14 protein-coding genes are annotated in these 16692 nt (G+C 46.2%); 3 read left to right on the top strand and 11 right to left on the bottom strand.

The genetic code is table 11. The features are described 5' to 3' along the window. Positions 1-359: 359 nt before the first annotated feature. Positions 360-1601: a beta-ketoacyl-ACP synthase II gene (gene fabF, locus JJQ88_RS04660; protein WP_210364576.1), complete on the bottom strand. Its 1242-nt coding sequence runs from the start codon at positions 1599-1601 to the stop codon at positions 360-362. 28 nt (positions 1602-1629) lie between these two features. Next, complete coding sequence (locus tag JJQ88_RS04665; RefSeq protein WP_210364577.1) at positions 1630-2562, bottom strand: beta-ketoacyl-ACP synthase III; 933 nt, start codon at positions 2560-2562, stop codon at positions 1630-1632. A gap of 197 nt (positions 2563-2759) precedes the next feature. On the opposite strand from JJQ88_RS04665, the gene JJQ88_RS04670 reads away from it, so the two are divergent. Further along, the gene (locus JJQ88_RS04670; protein WP_210364578.1) at positions 2760-3056 is read left to right on the top strand and encodes a hypothetical protein; all 297 of its coding nucleotides are present in this window, start codon (positions 2760-2762) and stop codon (positions 3054-3056) included. A 682-nt stretch (positions 3057-3738) separates the two neighbouring features. Here JJQ88_RS04670 and JJQ88_RS04675 read toward each other — a convergent pair. From JJQ88_RS04675 to JJQ88_RS04690, 4 genes are all read right to left on the bottom strand, one after another. After that, positions 3739-3927, bottom strand: coding sequence for a ComZ family protein (locus JJQ88_RS04675; RefSeq protein ID WP_210364579.1), 189 nt, complete (start codon positions 3925-3927; stop codon positions 3739-3741). Positions 3928-3950: 23 nt separating this feature from the next. Then, positions 3951-4901: a BMP family ABC transporter substrate-binding protein gene (locus tag JJQ88_RS04680; protein ID WP_210364580.1), complete on the bottom strand. Its 951-nt coding sequence runs from the start codon at positions 4899-4901 to the stop codon at positions 3951-3953. A gap of 137 nt (positions 4902-5038) precedes the next feature. Continuing rightward, positions 5039-5854: an NAD-dependent epimerase/dehydratase family protein gene (locus tag JJQ88_RS04685; protein ID WP_210364581.1), complete on the bottom strand. Its 816-nt coding sequence runs from the start codon at positions 5852-5854 to the stop codon at positions 5039-5041. Positions 5855-5921: 67 nt separating this feature from the next. Continuing rightward, positions 5922-6659, bottom strand: a complete 738-nt coding sequence (locus JJQ88_RS04690; RefSeq protein WP_210364582.1) for a hydrolase — start codon at positions 6657-6659, stop codon at positions 5922-5924. A gap of 228 nt (positions 6660-6887) precedes the next feature. On the opposite strand from JJQ88_RS04690, the gene JJQ88_RS04695 reads away from it, so the two are divergent. Next, complete coding sequence (locus JJQ88_RS04695; RefSeq protein ID WP_210364583.1) at positions 6888-7076, top strand: YjzD family protein; 189 nt, start codon at positions 6888-6890, stop codon at positions 7074-7076. A gap of 233 nt (positions 7077-7309) precedes the next feature. On the opposite strand, the gene clpB is transcribed toward JJQ88_RS04695, so the two are convergent. Together clpB and JJQ88_RS04705 are read right to left on the bottom strand one after the other, a co-directional pair. Further along, positions 7310-9910 (bottom strand): ATP-dependent chaperone ClpB, encoded by a 2601-nt coding sequence (gene clpB / locus JJQ88_RS04700; RefSeq protein ID WP_246860938.1) that lies wholly within the window; start codon positions 9908-9910, stop codon positions 7310-7312. Positions 9911-10021: 111 nt separating this feature from the next. Beyond that, the gene (locus tag JJQ88_RS04705; RefSeq protein ID WP_210364584.1) at positions 10022-10201 is read right to left on the bottom strand and encodes a YjzC family protein; all 180 of its coding nucleotides are present in this window, start codon (positions 10199-10201) and stop codon (positions 10022-10024) included. A 198-nt stretch (positions 10202-10399) separates the two neighbouring features. Between JJQ88_RS04705 and JJQ88_RS04710 the strand changes: the two genes are divergently transcribed. Beyond that, positions 10400-11212 carry an undecaprenyl-diphosphate phosphatase gene (locus JJQ88_RS04710; RefSeq protein ID WP_210364585.1) on the top strand — a complete coding sequence of 271 codons (813 nt, stop codon included), beginning with the start codon at positions 10400-10402 and terminating at the stop codon, positions 11210-11212. 317 nt (positions 11213-11529) lie between these two features. Here the strand turns inward: JJQ88_RS04710 and argF are convergent, their stop codons facing one another. From argF to JJQ88_RS04725, 3 genes are read right to left on the bottom strand one after another with little or no spacing between them, the layout of a single operon-like run. Further along, positions 11530-12483, bottom strand: a complete 954-nt coding sequence (gene argF, locus JJQ88_RS04715; protein ID WP_210364586.1) for an ornithine carbamoyltransferase — start codon at positions 12481-12483, stop codon at positions 11530-11532. Next, positions 12480-15587: a carbamoyl phosphate synthase large subunit gene (locus JJQ88_RS04720; protein WP_210364587.1), complete on the bottom strand. Its 3108-nt coding sequence runs from the start codon at positions 15585-15587 to the stop codon at positions 12480-12482. Before JJQ88_RS04720 ends, argF begins: the two co-directional genes overlap by 4 nt. Beyond that, positions 15580-16659 carry a carbamoyl phosphate synthase small subunit gene (locus tag JJQ88_RS04725; protein WP_210364588.1) on the bottom strand — a complete coding sequence of 360 codons (1080 nt, stop codon included), beginning with the start codon at positions 16657-16659 and terminating at the stop codon, positions 15580-15582. The genes JJQ88_RS04720 and JJQ88_RS04725 overlap by 8 nt, the downstream gene beginning before the upstream one ends. Positions 16660-16692 lie beyond the last annotated feature (33 nt).

The following is a 16692-nucleotide window of genomic DNA, read 5'->3' on the forward strand; positions in this document are numbered from 1 at the left end:
TCGAAAGACGACTTTGCGGTACCTTTCGGCCCTCACGATAGACGATTTGGGCACGAGAAGACCTCTTGCGTTACCTTTTGGCCCTCACGGTAGACGATTTGGGCACGAGAAGACCTCTTGCGTTACCTTTCGGCTTCCCAGGGAGCACGGTTGGGATCGAAAGGCGACTTTGCGGTACCTTTTAGCTCTCACGGGAACCCGATTGAACACTGTCTGCCAATGATTGGACCCCTTGCAAGCCCAATCCCGCCTCGTAACGCCCTCTTAACCCTTGTCTCAGGCATTATTTTAAACACAATCCATTGATCCACTTCTCATAATAAACTTATGTAATAAGGACAGGGCTTTGCCCTGTGAAATCAGTCTTCATATTTCCTGAATGCAATGGTCGCATTATGGCCGCCAAAGCCAAGCGAGTTGCTAATCGCGGCATTTACTTGTTGCCTGCGGGTTTTATTAGGCACATAGTCCAGATCGCATTCCGGATCCGGGTTCACGAGATTGATGGTCGGCGGCAGGATACCTTCCTTCAAAGCCTTGACTGTGAAAATCGCTTCCACTCCGCCGGCAGCTCCGAGCAGGTGGCCTGTCATCGATTTCGTCGAACTTACCGCCAGTTTGTATGCCTGTTCCCCAAATACTGTCTTGATTGCTATTGTTTCGTATTTATCATTGTATTCCGTGCTTGTTCCGTGGGCGTTGATATATCCGACTTCTTCCGGTGCCATGCCGGCATCGTCTAGCGCCATTTTCATTGCCCTTGCTCCTCCTTCGCCTTCAGGAGCCGGAGCGGTAATATGGTAAGCGTCTCCGGTTGCGCCGTAGCCTACGATTTCTGCATATATTTTTGCGCCGCGGGCGAGGGCGTGATCAAGTTCTTCAAGCACGACGATTCCAGCTCCTTCTCCCATTACGAAGCCGTCACGGTCTTTATCGAAGGGCCTGCTAGCAGTCTTAGGGTCATGGTTGGTCGATAGGGCTGTATTGGCACAAAAACCGGCAAACGACATTTTCGTTATTGGCGCTTCAGCACCGCCTGTTACCATTACATCCGCATCTCCGCGCTGGATAACCTTGAAGGCATCACCGATTGAGTTCGTTCCGGTTGCACAGGCAGTCACCGTGCAGGAATTGAAACCTTTTGCTCCAAGAGTGATTGAAACCTGGCCAGTCGCCATGTCAGGGATCATCATTGGCACAAAGAATGGACTGACCCTGCGGTATCCTCTATTAAGGAAAGTTTCATGCTGCTGCTCGAATGTTTCCATCCCCCCGATGCCAGATCCGATCCAGACACCAACCCTTGGTGCATTTTCATCGTTGATTTCAAGATTCGCATCCTTTACGGCCATCAAGGAGGCAGCTACAGCGTAATGTGTGAAGCGGTCCATTTTTCTAGCATCTTTCCTGTCAATGAAGTTTTCAATATTGAATTCTTTTACTTCAGCGGCTACCTTTGCAGGATAATCATCTGCATTCAGGCGTGTTACCGGTCCGATTCCCGATACACCATTAATGATATTGTTCCACGTCGTTTCTGCGTCATTTCCTACAGGTGTGACTGCACCGATTCCAGTCACTACAACTCTGCGTTTCTCCATCCTATTGCATCTCCTTTAACATAAGAGTTCATTTTCCCCAGCGCATTGCAATCGCGCCCCAAGTCAGGCCACCGCCGAAGCCGACCATGATGATGACATCCCCATCTTTGATTTTCCCTGCTTCCAATTCTTCAGCAAGCGAAATTGGAATCGAAGCAGCGGATGTATTTCCGTACTTATGGACTGTTTTGGACATTTTTTCAATTGGCAGTTCCAGTCGTTGGCGTGCAGACTCCATGATCCTGATATTCGCCTGATGGGGAATAAGGAAATCCACATCCTCTTTTGAAAGACCCGCCTTTTCCAGGACGTTGATACTGCTTTCTCCCATTTGCCTGACGGCGAATTTAAAAACTTCCCTTCCGTTCATGACAACGTAATCATCCTGGTACAGATACTTTCCGCCTGAACCATCTGCTCCAAGTTCGAAGGAAAGGACGCCCATGCCTTCTGAGACAGGTCCCATGACAACCGCGCCAGCCCCGTCACCAAACAGGACAGCTGTATTCCGATCTTCCCAATCTGTAATTTTCGACAGTTTTTCTACACCAACTATTAAAACATATTTATAGGTGCCTGCTTCAATGAATTGTTTTGCCGTCACCATGCCATACATAAAACCGGCACAGGCTGCGCTTAAATCCATCGCAGCTGCTTTTTTCGCCCCAAGCTGTTCCTGGAGCATGCAGGATACGGTCGGGAATGGCTGATCAGGTGTGACAGTTGCCACCAGGATCAAGTCAATCTCCTCCGCCGAAATTCCCGCCTTGTCAATCGCTTCCTTTGCTGCACGATATCCCATATGCGAAGTATCGATATCTTCCCCGGCAATCCTTCTTTCTTCAATCCCTGTCCTTGTGCGGATCCATTCATCAGAAGTGTCCATCCTCTTTTCCAAGTCCAGGTTCGTCACGATATTTTCGGGTAAATATCGTCCAACCCCAATTATCCCTGCGTTCATGGGATCCATCTCCTTTTTATAAAAGTTATCCTATATCTATTTTTAATATCAAATATTATGACTTGGTACTAATTTTATCAGAACCTCTCTCCATTCTGCAACAGTAATTTCTTAATTCCGCACCAGCCCTGATCCATTGATGTCCATCTTTCATACACTAACAGTGATAAACAAACATATAGGAAGGCGGGAATGGTATGGCTGATGAAGAATTGCGGGATATCCTGGGTATTGGGAGGAAGGATGCCAAAAGTGATGGGAATGAGACCGAGGGAAGGGATGATTTTTTCAGTCGCTTCATGTTCGGCGGACGGGAGCCGGAGCCTGTCCCGGAGATAAAAAAGGCTGGAGTGCCGAGGTTCCTTGATGACATAGACCTCGATCAATTGCTCTCTCATGTAGATACGCTGATAACATCTGCACAGGAACTTAAACCATTATTCAGTAAAGCTAAGCCTTATCTTGATCAATTCATGAACAAGCAAAAGAGCTGAGCGAAAGGCTCAAGAAGTTATAATGCATTATTTTAAAGGCTCTATTAAACCTTGGTGTGATTTCCACTCCAGAGACACGCTTTCCGCGGGGCGTCAGTGGAGCTGGTCCAGCTTCAGCGCTTAGCCCGTCCGAGTCGCTTCGCTCCTGCCAATGAAGTCAAAGAGCGACTTGACCGTCAGGCCCTTCGACGGACAGGACGTCCTAGTGCCGACGTTGCCGCAGGACGCGGCGGTCTTAGTCGGCCAACGCTTGTTGGGGCTGACCAAAGCGCTTCAGCTTCCCCATCTCCTCGGCACTAAGGGCGCCTGCGGGGTCTCCACCTTGCCGCTGTTTTCGCAGGACACTGAATGGCTCCGGCGAATTCGCCCACGCACGAAGGAAATGCATTAGCATTTTCAAGGAGGACGTCCCATCCGTTCCAATCAACTCTTAAAAAAACAACATTCAGCTTTAACACAGCCATTTTAAAAAGGGTTAGGCAATCAGGGAATAATTAGCCGCGTATATGACATAGGCCGTCCCGTTTTAAAAAATGGAGAAATGCAAATCATCAACGGCAACCAGGCCGTTCACCATTTTGCATCTCTCCAAATCGCACTTGTTTTCTCTAGACTTTCCAAGGGCAAAAATTCATTAAAAGGGCGTTAATCTCCTGGATTAACGCACCTGCCTAACTTCCTGTCATTCTTTTGCAGCATCAGCTTTGCCAAGCTCGTACGCTTCGTTCATCACTTTAGTAAACAGCGAGAAAAATGGCTGAAGATTGTCCATTGTCAGTTCGATTCCAGCTGCCTCCAGCTGTTGCTGTGCCTCGGGAAGGTGCTTCATCGCAATTTGCATGAACTCCATTGTCTTATCGTTTCTCTCCATGATTGCAATCTCCTTTGCTGTGATTATTGTTTGGGCAATTTGCCTGTCTCTTTGTAGGATTGGATCGATTCGGCCAATCTTTGCCTGAATTCATCATCAACCTTCGGGCTGAACGCTCCAAGCGAGATGACATCGTCCTTAAAATCAAAGAATAGGTTGCCTGATTCCAGCTTACCTTTATTGAATCTTCGGGCAGATAATTCATATAAATCATCCACATGCTGGACAGTGCTTGTCAATACAGTCGATTCCCCAAAGTCTGACTGGTCGGAAATATAACCAATTACATATTTGCCTTTTTCCTTCACTCTTTCTATGACAGGGACATTGAAGCCATCACCAGCAGGATAGATGACATCATTCCCTTCAGCGAGCATTTGATCAAGGGCTTCAAGCGCTTTTTCATCATCATCCCAATGCCCGACATATCGGATCTCTACCTCAATGTCCTTGTTTTCATAAACGGCCCCTTCATAGAAGCCTTCCACTTCAGGCTGCCACTCAAATGCCGCCAGGACGCCAATTTTTCCACTCTTGGACATGTGGCTGGCAACCATTCCGCCGAAGAATCCCATCGCATAGGCGTTAAAATTAAGGCTGGTTGTGTTTTTCTCGGTAGCATCTCCATTAAAACTAATAAAATGGATATCCGGGTATTCCTCAGAGAGCTTGTTGAAAAAGGCTGCATATTCATTGCCATGGCCATACACCAGGTTGACGCCTTTTCTATCAAATTCTTCAACCGCTTGTTCGACAAGCGTCTCTGTATTCATTCCTTCTTTAAAAAAGACATCGACATTCAAACTCGACTGGATTTGCAGAAGTCCCCTATAGCCCTTCGTTCCCCATACCTGGTCATAGATGGTCTCAGGCACCAGCAGGCCCACTTTCTCTACCTTTCCAGGCGAGAGAGGTTGTCCGCATCCGCCAAATAAAAACAGGCTTATCAATATGAGCCCGAAGCGTTTCAGCATCCAATGCATCTCCTTTTATGCAGCGCTGTGTTTTCGGCTGATTGTTGCGCTAATTTTAGAAATGTTTCCATCAAAAACAATCATTTTCCATTTTACTCTTTAAAGGTGTGCTTTGAAAGCCATTTATCAAAATTCGTCTATACGCTACTTTCCTGAATCCGACAAAATCTCTGCTTTTGTTTTAGGATGCCAGCCTTTATACTCTCATTCCTATCCACGGTGACGATGTGGATCCCTTCCTTAATTTCAGGGCTGGTGCGCGGATTCCCAATGATTTTATCGAGCTGTGGGCCAAGAAGGCTGCTGGCACAATCCAGCCACTGGTTCTCTTCGCCGCTCGAAAGCATAAATTGCCCTTCGTGCTCCTTTTCTGCAGTCTTTAGGATAAGCTGAACGGCATCATCGATATAGAGCGCATCATGGATCCATTCGCGCCCTGTGAGTAACGGGAGCTCACTGCCATTCTCAATGTAATTCAACGACTGCTGAAAAAGAAATTCTTCAGGCTGCCAGGGGCCGTAGACAGTAGGCAGATAAAACTCAAGAAGGCCTGCTTTTTTCCTGGAGAAAAAGTTCGCAATCTTTTGCTGGATTCCAGGTGCCGATTCGCCTTTTACAGCGAGGGCAGCAGGAAGGATTAGCACTACCTGGAGACCATCTCCCTTAATTGAAGCAAGCTTTGCCATCCATTCATCCATATACTGCCCTTCACTAAAGATTTTCTCATACAGGGAAATGAACAGGATATCGATTGATTCCGCAACCTCCCATTCCTGGAAGTCTTCCTCGCAGAAATTGGCATTCCTTCCGATTTCGAGTCGTTTCTGCTCTTTATAGTGATTTTCCCGATACGCCAAATCGATTCCTTCAATCTCCAGACCGGTTTCAAGCAATGTTTGGCACAGGCCATAGCCAATGAAACCATACACTCCGAGGATTGCTGCCTTTTCCATTTTGATTCCCCCTTGCAAACAGTCTTTTGTATCCTATGAACTGAAATGGAGAAATATTTGCCTGGAGTCAAAGGACTTGCTCATGATCTTTATAAAACCGGACTGCCTGTACGCCAATTTGCTGTTTTTTTTCAGGAAGTACATACGTCACCTGTACAGGAAGCTTTTCTTGTTCCCAAACAGCCGATAATTCATTAATGGTTTTCGATTGTTTATAGGCGCGGTTGCCTGACAGCACATGAATGATTTTCACCGGCACCTCAGGATGGAAGGTTAACTTTCCTTCCTCTTTTTTTACAATGGCTAAAAGGGAGTTTCTTTCGACTCCATACGCTCTCTCCAGCTCTCCCAACAGCTTTTTATAAAAGAACTTATTTTCCTTCTCCAGCTCGAGATGCCTTGTCAGCGAAAGCACGGGATTGATGAGGACGACAGACCTGATCGATACATCTTCCTGTGACAGCAGCTTTAGGGCAGCAAGGGCTCCCATCCCTTCCGCCATTACATGAAAGGTTCCATTCAGGATTTCATTGCGGACAATGTGGCTGCAGAGCCGTTTGGACATGTCAACAGCCTTGTCACTCCCCCAATGCCTGCCGTATAGATTCGAGTAAAAAATCGTATAGCCTTCCGCCTTCAGAAAATCCAGCAAATGAACCTTTCCTTCATTCTGTGTCCAAAAGCTGCTGCTTTTGTCAACAAAATTCCGTTCATCTCCCAATATGAGGATACCGAAACCATTCGGTTTTTCAGGATAATGGATCATATTCCATTCGGTATCCAATATAAAGTTCCGGCTCTCCATCATATCAACTCCTTTTTACAGATTATTTATATTACTGTATGAAAATAAACAAGAAATGAACGGGAGTTTGCCTATTTTCCCCTTCTTTACTGTCTCATTTCCTCCTTTTCCGCGAGCTGGTTGACCAAAGCAGATGAAAACGCTTTTCAATTTGTCAAAATATCATTTATAATAAGGGGAGCATATGGTAATATTGAAAAAGATTCAATAATGTTAGAGGTGAAACTGATGCAATATTTCTGGACTTTTTTCTGGACATTCCTTTTGGTTCAAATGTTGAATTATGTTGCCGGATCCATGCTTGGTGTTCCGTTTGACTTTGCTACCGGAAGCATCCTTGGGGTTGTTGCGACAATCATCATCCTGGTTGTTCCATCCATCCTTCCAAATGAACCGGCAGAAAAACACCTTCACTAAGATTTTTACATAAAAAAGTCATCCAGGCTAAGCTGGATGACTTTTTTCTTGGCTTTTTACAAATTTCCCAATTTTTCTATCCTTGACCTTGTCAGTCGGAACAAAAATTTTGCGATATCAAGTTTCTTTTAATGCACTTTGTGCAATTGGTCTCATCCGGAAAAGGAGAAAACTTAACATGCTGGAATGGCGAATGCCTCCCCTAAGAGTCAGGCACCACTGCCTAAAGATGGCTATCGAATCTCCAATCGGATTTCCCCATCTTCGACCGCTATTTCCACTTCGCTCTTCTCTTTGATCCTCCCTGAGATGATTTCTTTAGCAAGCTTAGTCTCGACACTCCTTTGGATAAATCGTTTGAGCGGCCTTGCCCCGTATACTGGATCAAATCCTTGTTCCGCGAGATATTCTTTGGCTTCATCAGTGATTGCTAACCGGATCTGCTGGTGGGCAAGTCTTTCTTGAAGTGCTGTGATCAATTTTGAGACAATCTGTTTGATTTCTTTTAGCGCAAGTGGTTTGAATAAAATGATTTCATCTACACGGTTAAGGAACTCCGGCCTGAAATGGCTCCTGAGCTGCGACATCACAAGGTTCCTTGTTTCATCTGCTATTTCGTCCACTCCTTCCTGACGTTCAAGCAGGAAATGTGATCCGATGTTGGATGTCATGATGATAACTGTATTCTTGAAATCGACTGTCCTGCCCTGGGAATCGGTAATACGCCCATCATCGAGCATCTGCAGAAGGATGTTGAACACTTCCGGATGGGCTTTTTCGATTTCATCAAGAAGAATGACAGAATAAGGGTTCCTTCTAACGGCTTCAGTAAGCTGTCCGCCTTCTTCGTATCCGACATATCCTGGAGGCGCGCCAATCAGCCTTGATACAGCATGCTTTTCCATATATTCCGACATATCTATGCGGATGATATGCTCTTCACTATCAAAAAGGGATTGCGCGAGCGTTTTTGCCAATTCGGTCTTTCCGACTCCGGTCGGCCCGAGGAATATGAAAGAACCGATTGGCCTGTTAGGGTCCTTGATTCCCGCCCTTGCCCGTAAAACCGCATCCGCTACAAGCGATACCGCTTCATCCTGTCCGACAACCCGGTCATGGAGGATACTCTCAAGCTTTAGCAGCTTTTCCCTTTCACCTTCGACAAGCTTCATAACCGGTATCCCCGTCCAGCGCGCTACAATGGAAGCAATCTCTTCCTCTGTCACTTCCTCCCGTAAGAGCCTGTCCCCGGAATGGTCGCTTACAGAAGCTTCAAGATCCTTCAATTCCTTTTCCAATGCGGGAATTCTTCCATGCCTTAATTCCGCAGCTTTGTTCAAGTCATAATCATTTTCAGCTTTTTCCAGCTCCCGCCTATGCTTTTCAAGCAATTCACGTTTTTCCCGGACCTTCTGGATGCCTTCCTTCTCCATTATCCATCTTGCCTTCATTTCATTGGATTTTTCTCGAAGATTGGCAAGCTCCTCTTTAAGCGCATCAAGGCGCTCGCGGCTAGCATCATCTTTTTCCTTTGTCAAGGCTGCTTCTTCGATTTCAAGCTGCATGACCCTCCTTGTTACCTCATCAAGTTCGGACGGCATTGAATCGATTTCAGTCCTGATCATTGCGCATGCCTCATCAATGAGGTCAATCGCCTTGTCCGGTAGGAAGCGGTCGGTGATGTACCTGTCGGACAAGGTCGCTGCAGCCACTAATGCACGGTCATGGATATTGACACCGTGGTGGATTTCGAATCTTTCTTTCAAACCTCGTAAAATCGAGATCGTATCTTCAACATCTGGCTCCTTTACGAGTACCTGCTGGAACCTGCGTTCAAGCGCAGGGTCTTTTTCGATATACTTTCGGTGTTCATCCAGCGTCGTGGCGCCAATACAGTGTAGCTCGCCGCGTGCAAGCATTGGCTTAAGCATATTTCCTGCATCCATCGCGCCTTCCGTCTTCCCGGCGCCGACAATCGTATGGAGCTCATCAATGAACAAAAGGATGTTTCCTTCGCTCTTTTTCACTTCATTCAATACGGCCTTCAAACGTTCCTCGAACTCACCCCGGAACTTGGCTCCGGCAATAAGCGAGCTCATGTCCAGGGCAAAAATAGTCTTATCCTTAAGGCCTTCCGGGACGTCCTTCCTGACAATCCTCTGGGCGAGCCCTTCAACAATCGCGGTTTTACCAACTCCGGGTTCTCCAATGAGCACTGGATTATTCTTCGTCTTCCGCGAAAGGATGCGAATGACATTCCGGATTTCCGCATCCCTGCCGATAACCGGGTCAACCTTGCCTGCTTTTACCTCCTCGACAAGATCCCGGCCATACTTTTCCAATACCTGATACGTTGCTTCTGGATTTTGTGAAGTCACTCGCTGATTCCCCCTTACCTGTTTTATTTTCATCAATAGCTTGTCCCTTGTTAAGCCCAGATTCTTCATGATTGTCCCTGTTTCCGATGAGGCAGTCGCTAAAGCGGCTAAAATCACATGTTCGACAGACAGGAACTCATCCTTAAAAACTTTCATTTCATTTTCAGCCTGTGCCAAAACATTTCGCAGTGATGCTGTGATGTATAATTTTCCTTGGCCAGTCCCAGTGCCCGTGACCTTCGGCATTTTCGCCATCGCTGTTTTCAATTGTTCCATCAGGGGTTCAGTGCTTACTCCACTGCCTTCGATCAGTTGAGCTGCCAAATTCCCTTCCTGGCCCAGGAGTTCCAGAAAGAGATGGACGTCATCAATCCCCTGATGATCATTCTGGAGAGCCAGGTTTTGAGCAGATAAAAAAGCATTTTGCAGACTTTCTGTCATTCTATTCAAATCCAAAGCAAGCGCTCCTTTGACCTTTTTTGACCTTTTGCTTTTATTATAATAAAAATTCCCAATAAGTAAAGCCATCCGCATTGGATGGCTAATATTACAATCATGCATTTTTCATCAAGGTTTCCGCTGGTATGTCCAAAGACGGTTGTGATTCGAGGTTTCCGGAAAACGGTCCCCGGCCTTGAGCTTTAACAATTGTGGATTGTTGACATTGCTCCCTGTTTCGCCGATTTCAATGTACATACCATTGTTCGGAGCCTTCTGCCCTGGTCGAAATTGACGGTTCTGTCCCATTTTGCCTTCCTCCTTAAAAGTATTCCGGCCATTATAGTATTTGCACCCCGGATTATCCTATCGGGATAAATAGTTGGAAATTCCACCGTCCAGTTTTTAAAAAGAGTGGTTATCTCTTTACATCGAAAAAGGTTATACGTTAGATTAGGTGGTATGGAAATCAAACCATGAGATAAAACGGAGGAATTCCAACACTTTATGGAAAATTTATATGATTTGATCAAATATGTTCTATTAGGTCTTTTCCAGGGACTGACTGAGCCGATTCCGGTTTCGTCCAGCGGGCACCTGGAAATAGCTGAATACTTTTTCGGACTGGAAATCAGGGGCATGAGTTTTGCCCTTCTTGTCAATACCGCTTCGCTTTTCGCTGTTTTGCTTGTATACAGGGAAGATGTCCTCAGGTTGGCCAGGAATGGATTGGACTATTTGAAAAACAGGGACCCGAAAGCTAAACCGGATTTCATGTTCATCGTATACTTGATCGTCGGCACCATTCCAGCTGGGGTCATCGGTGTCCTTTTTGGGGATTTCATTGAAGATAAGCTAGCTTCCATTGAAACTGTCGGCATCACGCTGCTAATCACAGGTCTCGCGCTCTGGTTCATCCGCAATTTGCGCGGCCGAAAAAATGACGGCGATCTGCGTTTCAAGGATGCTATCATCATCGGACTTGCACAGGCTGTTGCGCTGATTCTGGGAATAAGCCGGTCAGGGGCGACTATCGTAGCTGCCATGGGACTGGGGATGAAACAGGAAACGGCATTAAGGTATTCTTTCCTATTATATATTCCAGTCAGCCTTGGCGGGATGATCCTTGGCATTTCCGATATCCTTAAGGACCCGTACCTGGAGGAACTTGCCTTCCCGTATGTCATGGCGTTTTTCGCTTCACTCGCGGCATCTTATTTTTCTTTGAAATGGTTCATGAATATCATGGCCCGCGGAGACCTGAAATATTTCGCGATTTATTGCTTCATCGCCGGGCCGTTTGTAATTTTCTTTTCATAAATCCAGCGATCAAAGCGAGCCTCCGCTGCGCATTGCCATTGAAGCATCTCTTCGGATTTTTCAATGGTTGAATACAAACTTTATACCACCTAAATTGGCTGCCGGCTCAAATCTTGCTGCCGCCAATTTATCTTAGTCAATATATGAAGAAAGCCGGCTGGGAACTCATCGTTTCCAGCCGGCTTTTCCTTTTGTTCTGTTCTAGGATCAGAATTGTGCAGATAAGCCAGTACCCAATTCATCCGGAAGGTGCAAAAAGCTGGATTCTTGCTCTTTTTCTTGATCACGGATCGCAAAAGAAGCACAAGGCATCCTTCCTATTTAAGGATTTCAACAAGCAGGGCTTTTTGGGCATGCAGACGGTTCCCTGCTTGCTGGAACACGACGGAATGGGCACCATCGATAATTGCTGAAGAGACTTCCTCACCGCGGTGGGCAGGAAGGCAATGCATGAATAAAAAGTCCTCGTTGGCAATGGCTGCTAATTCCTCGTTGACCTGATAGCCATGAAAATCCCTTAAGCGCTCCTGATTTTCATTCTCCTGGCCCATACTCGTCCAAACATCGGTGTAGAGGATATCCGCATTTTTTGCTGCTTCGTATGGGGAATCGGTGATGATAAGCTTTGCTCCGCTTTGCTCTGCGTATTCCTTACACTGCGCAGTTACGGTTTCATCAGGGGCATACTCTTCGGGTGCAGCAATTGCTACATCGATCCCTACCTTGGAGCAGGCAATCATCAATGAGTGTGCAACATTATTGCCATCCCCGATATAGGCAAGCTTCAATCCCTCCAGCTTGCCCTTATGTTCATGAATCGTCAAGAGATCAGCGAGAGCCTGGCAAGGGTGGTAAAGGTCAGTCAAACCATTGATTACCGGAATATCCGCATATTTTGCAAGCTCTTCTACAGATTGATGGGAAAAAGTCCTGATCATGATGCCATCAACATATTGCGACAGCACTCTCGCAGTATCGGCAATCGTTTCACCCCTGCCAAGCTGCAGATCATTTCCATTCAAGAAAAGGGCATTCCCCCCAAGCTGGATCATCCCCACTTCAAATGAGACTCGTGTCCGGGTCGATGATTTATCAAAGATCATACCAAGAATCTTCCCTTTTAAAGGCTGGACGATTTGTTTTTGCGCCGTCTTTTCTTTTAAAGCAACAGCCTTTTCAACAAGCAATCGGATTTCATGGGATTCAAGTTCCGCCAATGTCAATAAATCCTTGCCTGCTAAATTCAATTCTGCGTGCTGTAATGCCGTCATTTAGCCATCACTTCCTCATTGATTAATTCATGCCATTCACCTAATGACTTGACGTCCCATCTCCCTTTTGAAGAACTTTTCAGGAATGCATTCAATGTCTCTTCTTCCGTGAAGACGAGCTTGCGATTCTTGATTGCCCATTCCCTCATCTGGACATCCCTTTCTGAATCCCCTGGCGAGTACAGGACAGAGATTTCTCTGGAATCCTCGACTTCCCCAAGTTCAACAAGGGATATATCTGCTGCGCCCATATCCATGCTAACAGCCGCAAAATCACTTTTTTGGGCAAATGCTACTGTTTTCTTCAGTTCCTTTCCGAGAAGTGAATGAAAGCTTTTAAACAGTGCTTCTTCAGCTGTCTTTGCTATGCTGATCCCTTCCCCAGTCGAGATCATCTGTGGGCCCGTCTTTGCGTCCAGTCCTTTTAAAGCAAAATTGGAGAAAACGGGATGCTTGACACAAATGAAAGGAAGATTCCCATCAAGCAATATTTCGTCCTTCGACAAATAATATTTCCCGAGCAATATTCTTGTCGCTTTTTTCACTAAGTCCTCCCCACTCACTTTGCTGACAATCGGCATCGTCCGGCTGGAACGAGGGTTTACCTCCAGCATATAAACCTGCTCATCCTTCACGATGAACTGGATATTCATCAACCCTTTATAGTTCAATGCTGTTACGATCTTTTTCGCATATTCCGCCATCAGCTGTTGAAGATTCGCTGGAAAATTTTGAGATGGGATGAAGCAAAAGCTGTCACCTGAATGGACACCCGTTTTTTCAATGTGTTCGATGATTGCTGGGATAGCAATGTGCTTCCCATCTGCTGCAAGGTCCAATTCGGCTTCCTTCGCCTCAAGGTATTGGTCGACCAGGATCGGATATTGCATTGTTCCTTGTTCAATATAATCTTCAAGCTGGCGTTCGCTGTTGATGACTGTCATGTTCAGTCCGCCAATCACATAGGAAGGCCGGACAAGAACAGGGTAGCCAAGACGCGCCGCCGCTTCAAGGAGTTCTGATTTATTCTCTGCAGTTTCGCCTTTTACCCTCGGAATCTCAAGACGGTCAAGAAGCTGATAAAACAGGTCCCTATCTTCAAGCACATCGATTGTTTGGGAATTTGTTCCCAGCAGCGTTACACCAGCTTCCTCAAGACCCTTTGCAAGATTCAGGGCTGTCTGGCCGCCAAGCTGGACGATCGCTTCTTTGATTCCTTCCGCCTCGACCACATTCAGAATATCTTCGATTGTTAATGGTTCAAAATATAATCGATCGGAAATAGTAAAGTCAGTACTCACGGTTTCAGGATTGTTATTGATCATGATGGTTTCGACATTTTCTTCTTTTAAAGCGAAAACCCCATGGACAGAGCAATAATCGAACTCGATCCCCTGGCCGATACTGATCGGTCCGCTCCCAAGGATGAGTACTTTGTGTTTTCCACTCTGTGCAGGTGTCTCACTCTCTCCGGAATAAGTAGAGTAGAAATAATTGGATGATGATTCAAATTCAGCGGCACATGTATCAACCATTTTAAAGGCAGGTTTGATGCCGTGTTCTTTGCGCAGCATCCTGATTTCAGCTTCGGGAACTCGCCATTCATTCGCTAAATATTGGTCACTGAAGCCTTTTTCCTTCATCAGCTTCAGTTCTGGCCTAGTAACCGATTTTATGTCCAATTGGGAGATCATTGTTTCTATTTCAATCATGTTCCTTAATTTATCAAGATAGAATAAATCGATTTTCGTACTCTGATGAAGGGTATAGAGATCAACCTTCCTGCGCATAAGTTCGAGGAGCACAAAAATACGCTGGTCCGTTTGCTTGCCTGCCAGTTCATGAAGCTGTCCCACGGTGAGCCCCGATAATGCAGGAAGCTTCAGGTCGTGCGTCTTGATATTCAGCGACCTCACTGCCTTGGCAAAAGCACGTTCGAAATTGCGGTCCATCGCCATCACTTCCCCGGTAGCCTTCATTTGGGTACCTAGTGTCCTGTCGATTTGCGGGAATTGGTCAAATGGCCATTTCGGTATTTTAACGACGATATAATCAAGTGATGGTTCATAGCTTGCAAATGTATTGCCTGTCACAGGATTCTTAATTTCCGCCAACTGGTATCCAACTGCCAGCTTAGCCGCCATCCGGGCAATCGGATAGCCTGTTGCTTTTGAAGCCAAGGCTGAAGATCTGCTCACTCTTGGATTCACTTCGATCAGATAGTAATGTTTGCTTACAGGATCCAGGGCAAATTGAATGTTGCAGCCGCCAATGATTCCTAGGGCCGAAACGATTTTCACCGCAGATGTCCGGAGCATCTGGTATTCGCGGTCGGTCAATGTCTGTGACGGAGCCACGACAATCGAATCACCGGTATGGATGCCGACTGGGTCAATGTTTTCCATATTGCAGACAGCGATACAAGTTCCAGATGCATCCCGGATCATTTCATATTCTACCTCTTTGTAGCCTGCGATGCTCCGTTCTATCAGGCATTGAGTAATCGGGCTTTCATTGAGCCCGCTTGAGACAATCGCTTTTAACTCTTCCATTGAGCCGGCAATCCCGCCTCCTGTCCCGCCCAATGTATAGGCCGGCCTGATGATAAGGGGGAAGCCGATTTTTTCCGCGAATAAAACTGCTTCATTTATAGTATGGACAATTTCACTCTCAGGGACTGGCTCATTCAGTTCATGCATCAAAGTCCGGAACGCTTCACGATCCTCTCCTTGCTTGATGCTGGCGACAGGTGTTCCGAGGACTTTGATATTGTGTTTGTCGAGAATTCCCTGTTCGCTCAGCTTGAACACGAGATTCAATCCTGCTTGCCCCCCAAGTGTCCCGAGGATGCCATCCGGCTTTTCCCGTTCGATGACCTTTTCAAGACCTTCGACAGTCATAGGTTCAAAATAGACTGCGTCTGCGTATACATGGTCCGTCATCACAGTCGCTGGATTGTTGTTCACCAGAATGACCCTGTATCCTTCTTCCTTCAGGGCAATGCATGCCTGCGTTCCCGCATAATCAAATTCGGCTGCCTGGCCAATGATGATGGGGCCGGAGCCGATTACTAACACTGATTCAATACTCATGTCTTTAGGCATAGCTGACTTCTCTCCGTTTAATTGATTTGACTGTGCTTATGAATTCCTCGAAAATGAAGGAACTGTCTTCCGGCCCCGGATTTGCTTCCGGATGGAACTGGACGGTAAGCAGCGGAAAGCTTGTATGGAACAACCCTTCTATTGATTGATCATTTTGATTATAAAAACGGACTTTCAAGCCTGTACCTGCAATGCTTGCTGGTTCAACTGAATAACTATGGTTCTGGGAACTCATGAATACCCGTTTTCCTGCTGTATCGTAAACCGGCTGATTCGCGCCGCGATGTCCGAATAGCATTTTCTTCGTATTGCCTCCAAGTGCAAGGGCAGCTAGCTGGTGCCCAAGACAAATTCCAAGAACCGGATAGTTTTCAATGACTCTTTTGATTTCAGGCACCTGGGCGAGGAGGTCCTTTGGGTCGCCAGGTCCATTCGATAACAGCACCCCATTTGGCTGAAGGACAGCGATTTTGTCAAATGGATAGTCAAATGGAACGGTCGTCACACGGCAATTTTGCTTAATGAGCATTTCCGCTATCGATTTCTTGAATCCGAAATCCATCAAGACGATATGGACATCACCGCTGCCGATCGTTTCTGGTTGAGTGCTTGATACTTGCTTGACCTTCATACCCTCTGGATGCTCCATCTTCAAGTCAAACTTTGATTTTGCAGATAGGGCAGCCGGCATTGTTCCCTTTTGGCGGATCCTCTTCACTAGTTCTCTTGTATCGATATGCTCCAGGATTGGAATATTCCAATCCTTTAAATAATCAAGGAATGAGTACCGAGCTTCATAATGGTATGCCGTCCTGGCGGCCTCCTGCACGATTACAGCGGCTACCCTGGGTTTCAGGCTCTCAGAGTCATTTGCGTTTATTCCATAATTCCCGATAAGCGGGTAGGTAAATACGATGATTTGATTTGTATAGGAGGGGTCGGTTAAAACCTCCTGGTATCCGGTCATTCCTGTAAAAAACACAATTTCGCCGGCAATGCCGTGTTCAGGCAGCTCGCCATGCAAGTCTCCCTGAAATGCCTTTCCATCAGATAGATGCAGATATCCTTTCATTAGGCACCTCCTCATTTGTATTTTTATTAATAC

It is taken from the genome of Bacillus sp. REN3 (assembly GCF_017912555.1).
Lineage (GTDB): Bacteria > Bacillota > Bacilli > Bacillales > Cytobacillaceae > Mesobacillus.

What these genes read in the sequence shown, in the direction of transcription:
- fabF (WP_210364576.1), bottom strand. Translation starts at nt 1,601, where the DNA reads ATGGAGAAACGCAGAGTTGTAGTGACTGGAATCGGTGCAGTCACACCT.
- JJQ88_RS04665 (WP_210364577.1), bottom strand. Translation starts at nt 2,562, where the DNA reads ATGAACGCAGGGATAATTGGGGTTGGACGATATTTACCCGAAAATATC.
- JJQ88_RS04670 (WP_210364578.1), top strand. Translation starts at nt 2,760, where the DNA reads ATGGCTGATGAAGAATTGCGGGATATCCTGGGTATTGGGAGGAAGGAT.
- JJQ88_RS04675 (WP_210364579.1), bottom strand. Translation starts at nt 3,927, where the DNA reads ATGGAGAGAAACGATAAGACAATGGAGTTCATGCAAATTGCGATGAAG.
- JJQ88_RS04680 (WP_210364580.1), bottom strand. Translation starts at nt 4,901, where the DNA reads ATGCTGAAACGCTTCGGGCTCATATTGATAAGCCTGTTTTTATTTGGC.
- JJQ88_RS04685 (WP_210364581.1), bottom strand. Translation starts at nt 5,854, where the DNA reads ATGGAAAAGGCAGCAATCCTCGGAGTGTATGGTTTCATTGGCTATGGC.
- JJQ88_RS04690 (WP_210364582.1), bottom strand. Translation starts at nt 6,659, where the DNA reads ATGGAGAGCCGGAACTTTATATTGGATACCGAATGGAATATGATCCAT.
- JJQ88_RS04695 (WP_210364583.1), top strand. Translation starts at nt 6,888, where the DNA reads ATGCAATATTTCTGGACTTTTTTCTGGACATTCCTTTTGGTTCAAATG.
- JJQ88_RS04705 (WP_210364584.1), bottom strand. Translation starts at nt 10,201, where the DNA reads ATGGGACAGAACCGTCAATTTCGACCAGGGCAGAAGGCTCCGAACAAT.
- JJQ88_RS04710 (WP_210364585.1), top strand. Translation starts at nt 10,400, where the DNA reads ATGGAAAATTTATATGATTTGATCAAATATGTTCTATTAGGTCTTTTC.
- argF (WP_210364586.1), bottom strand. Translation starts at nt 12,483, where the DNA reads ATGACGGCATTACAGCACGCAGAATTGAATTTAGCAGGCAAGGATTTA.
- JJQ88_RS04720 (WP_210364587.1), bottom strand. Translation starts at nt 15,587, where the DNA reads ATGCCTAAAGACATGAGTATTGAATCAGTGTTAGTAATCGGCTCCGGC.
- JJQ88_RS04725 (WP_210364588.1), bottom strand. Translation starts at nt 16,659, where the DNA reads ATGAAAGGATATCTGCATCTATCTGATGGAAAGGCATTTCAGGGAGAC.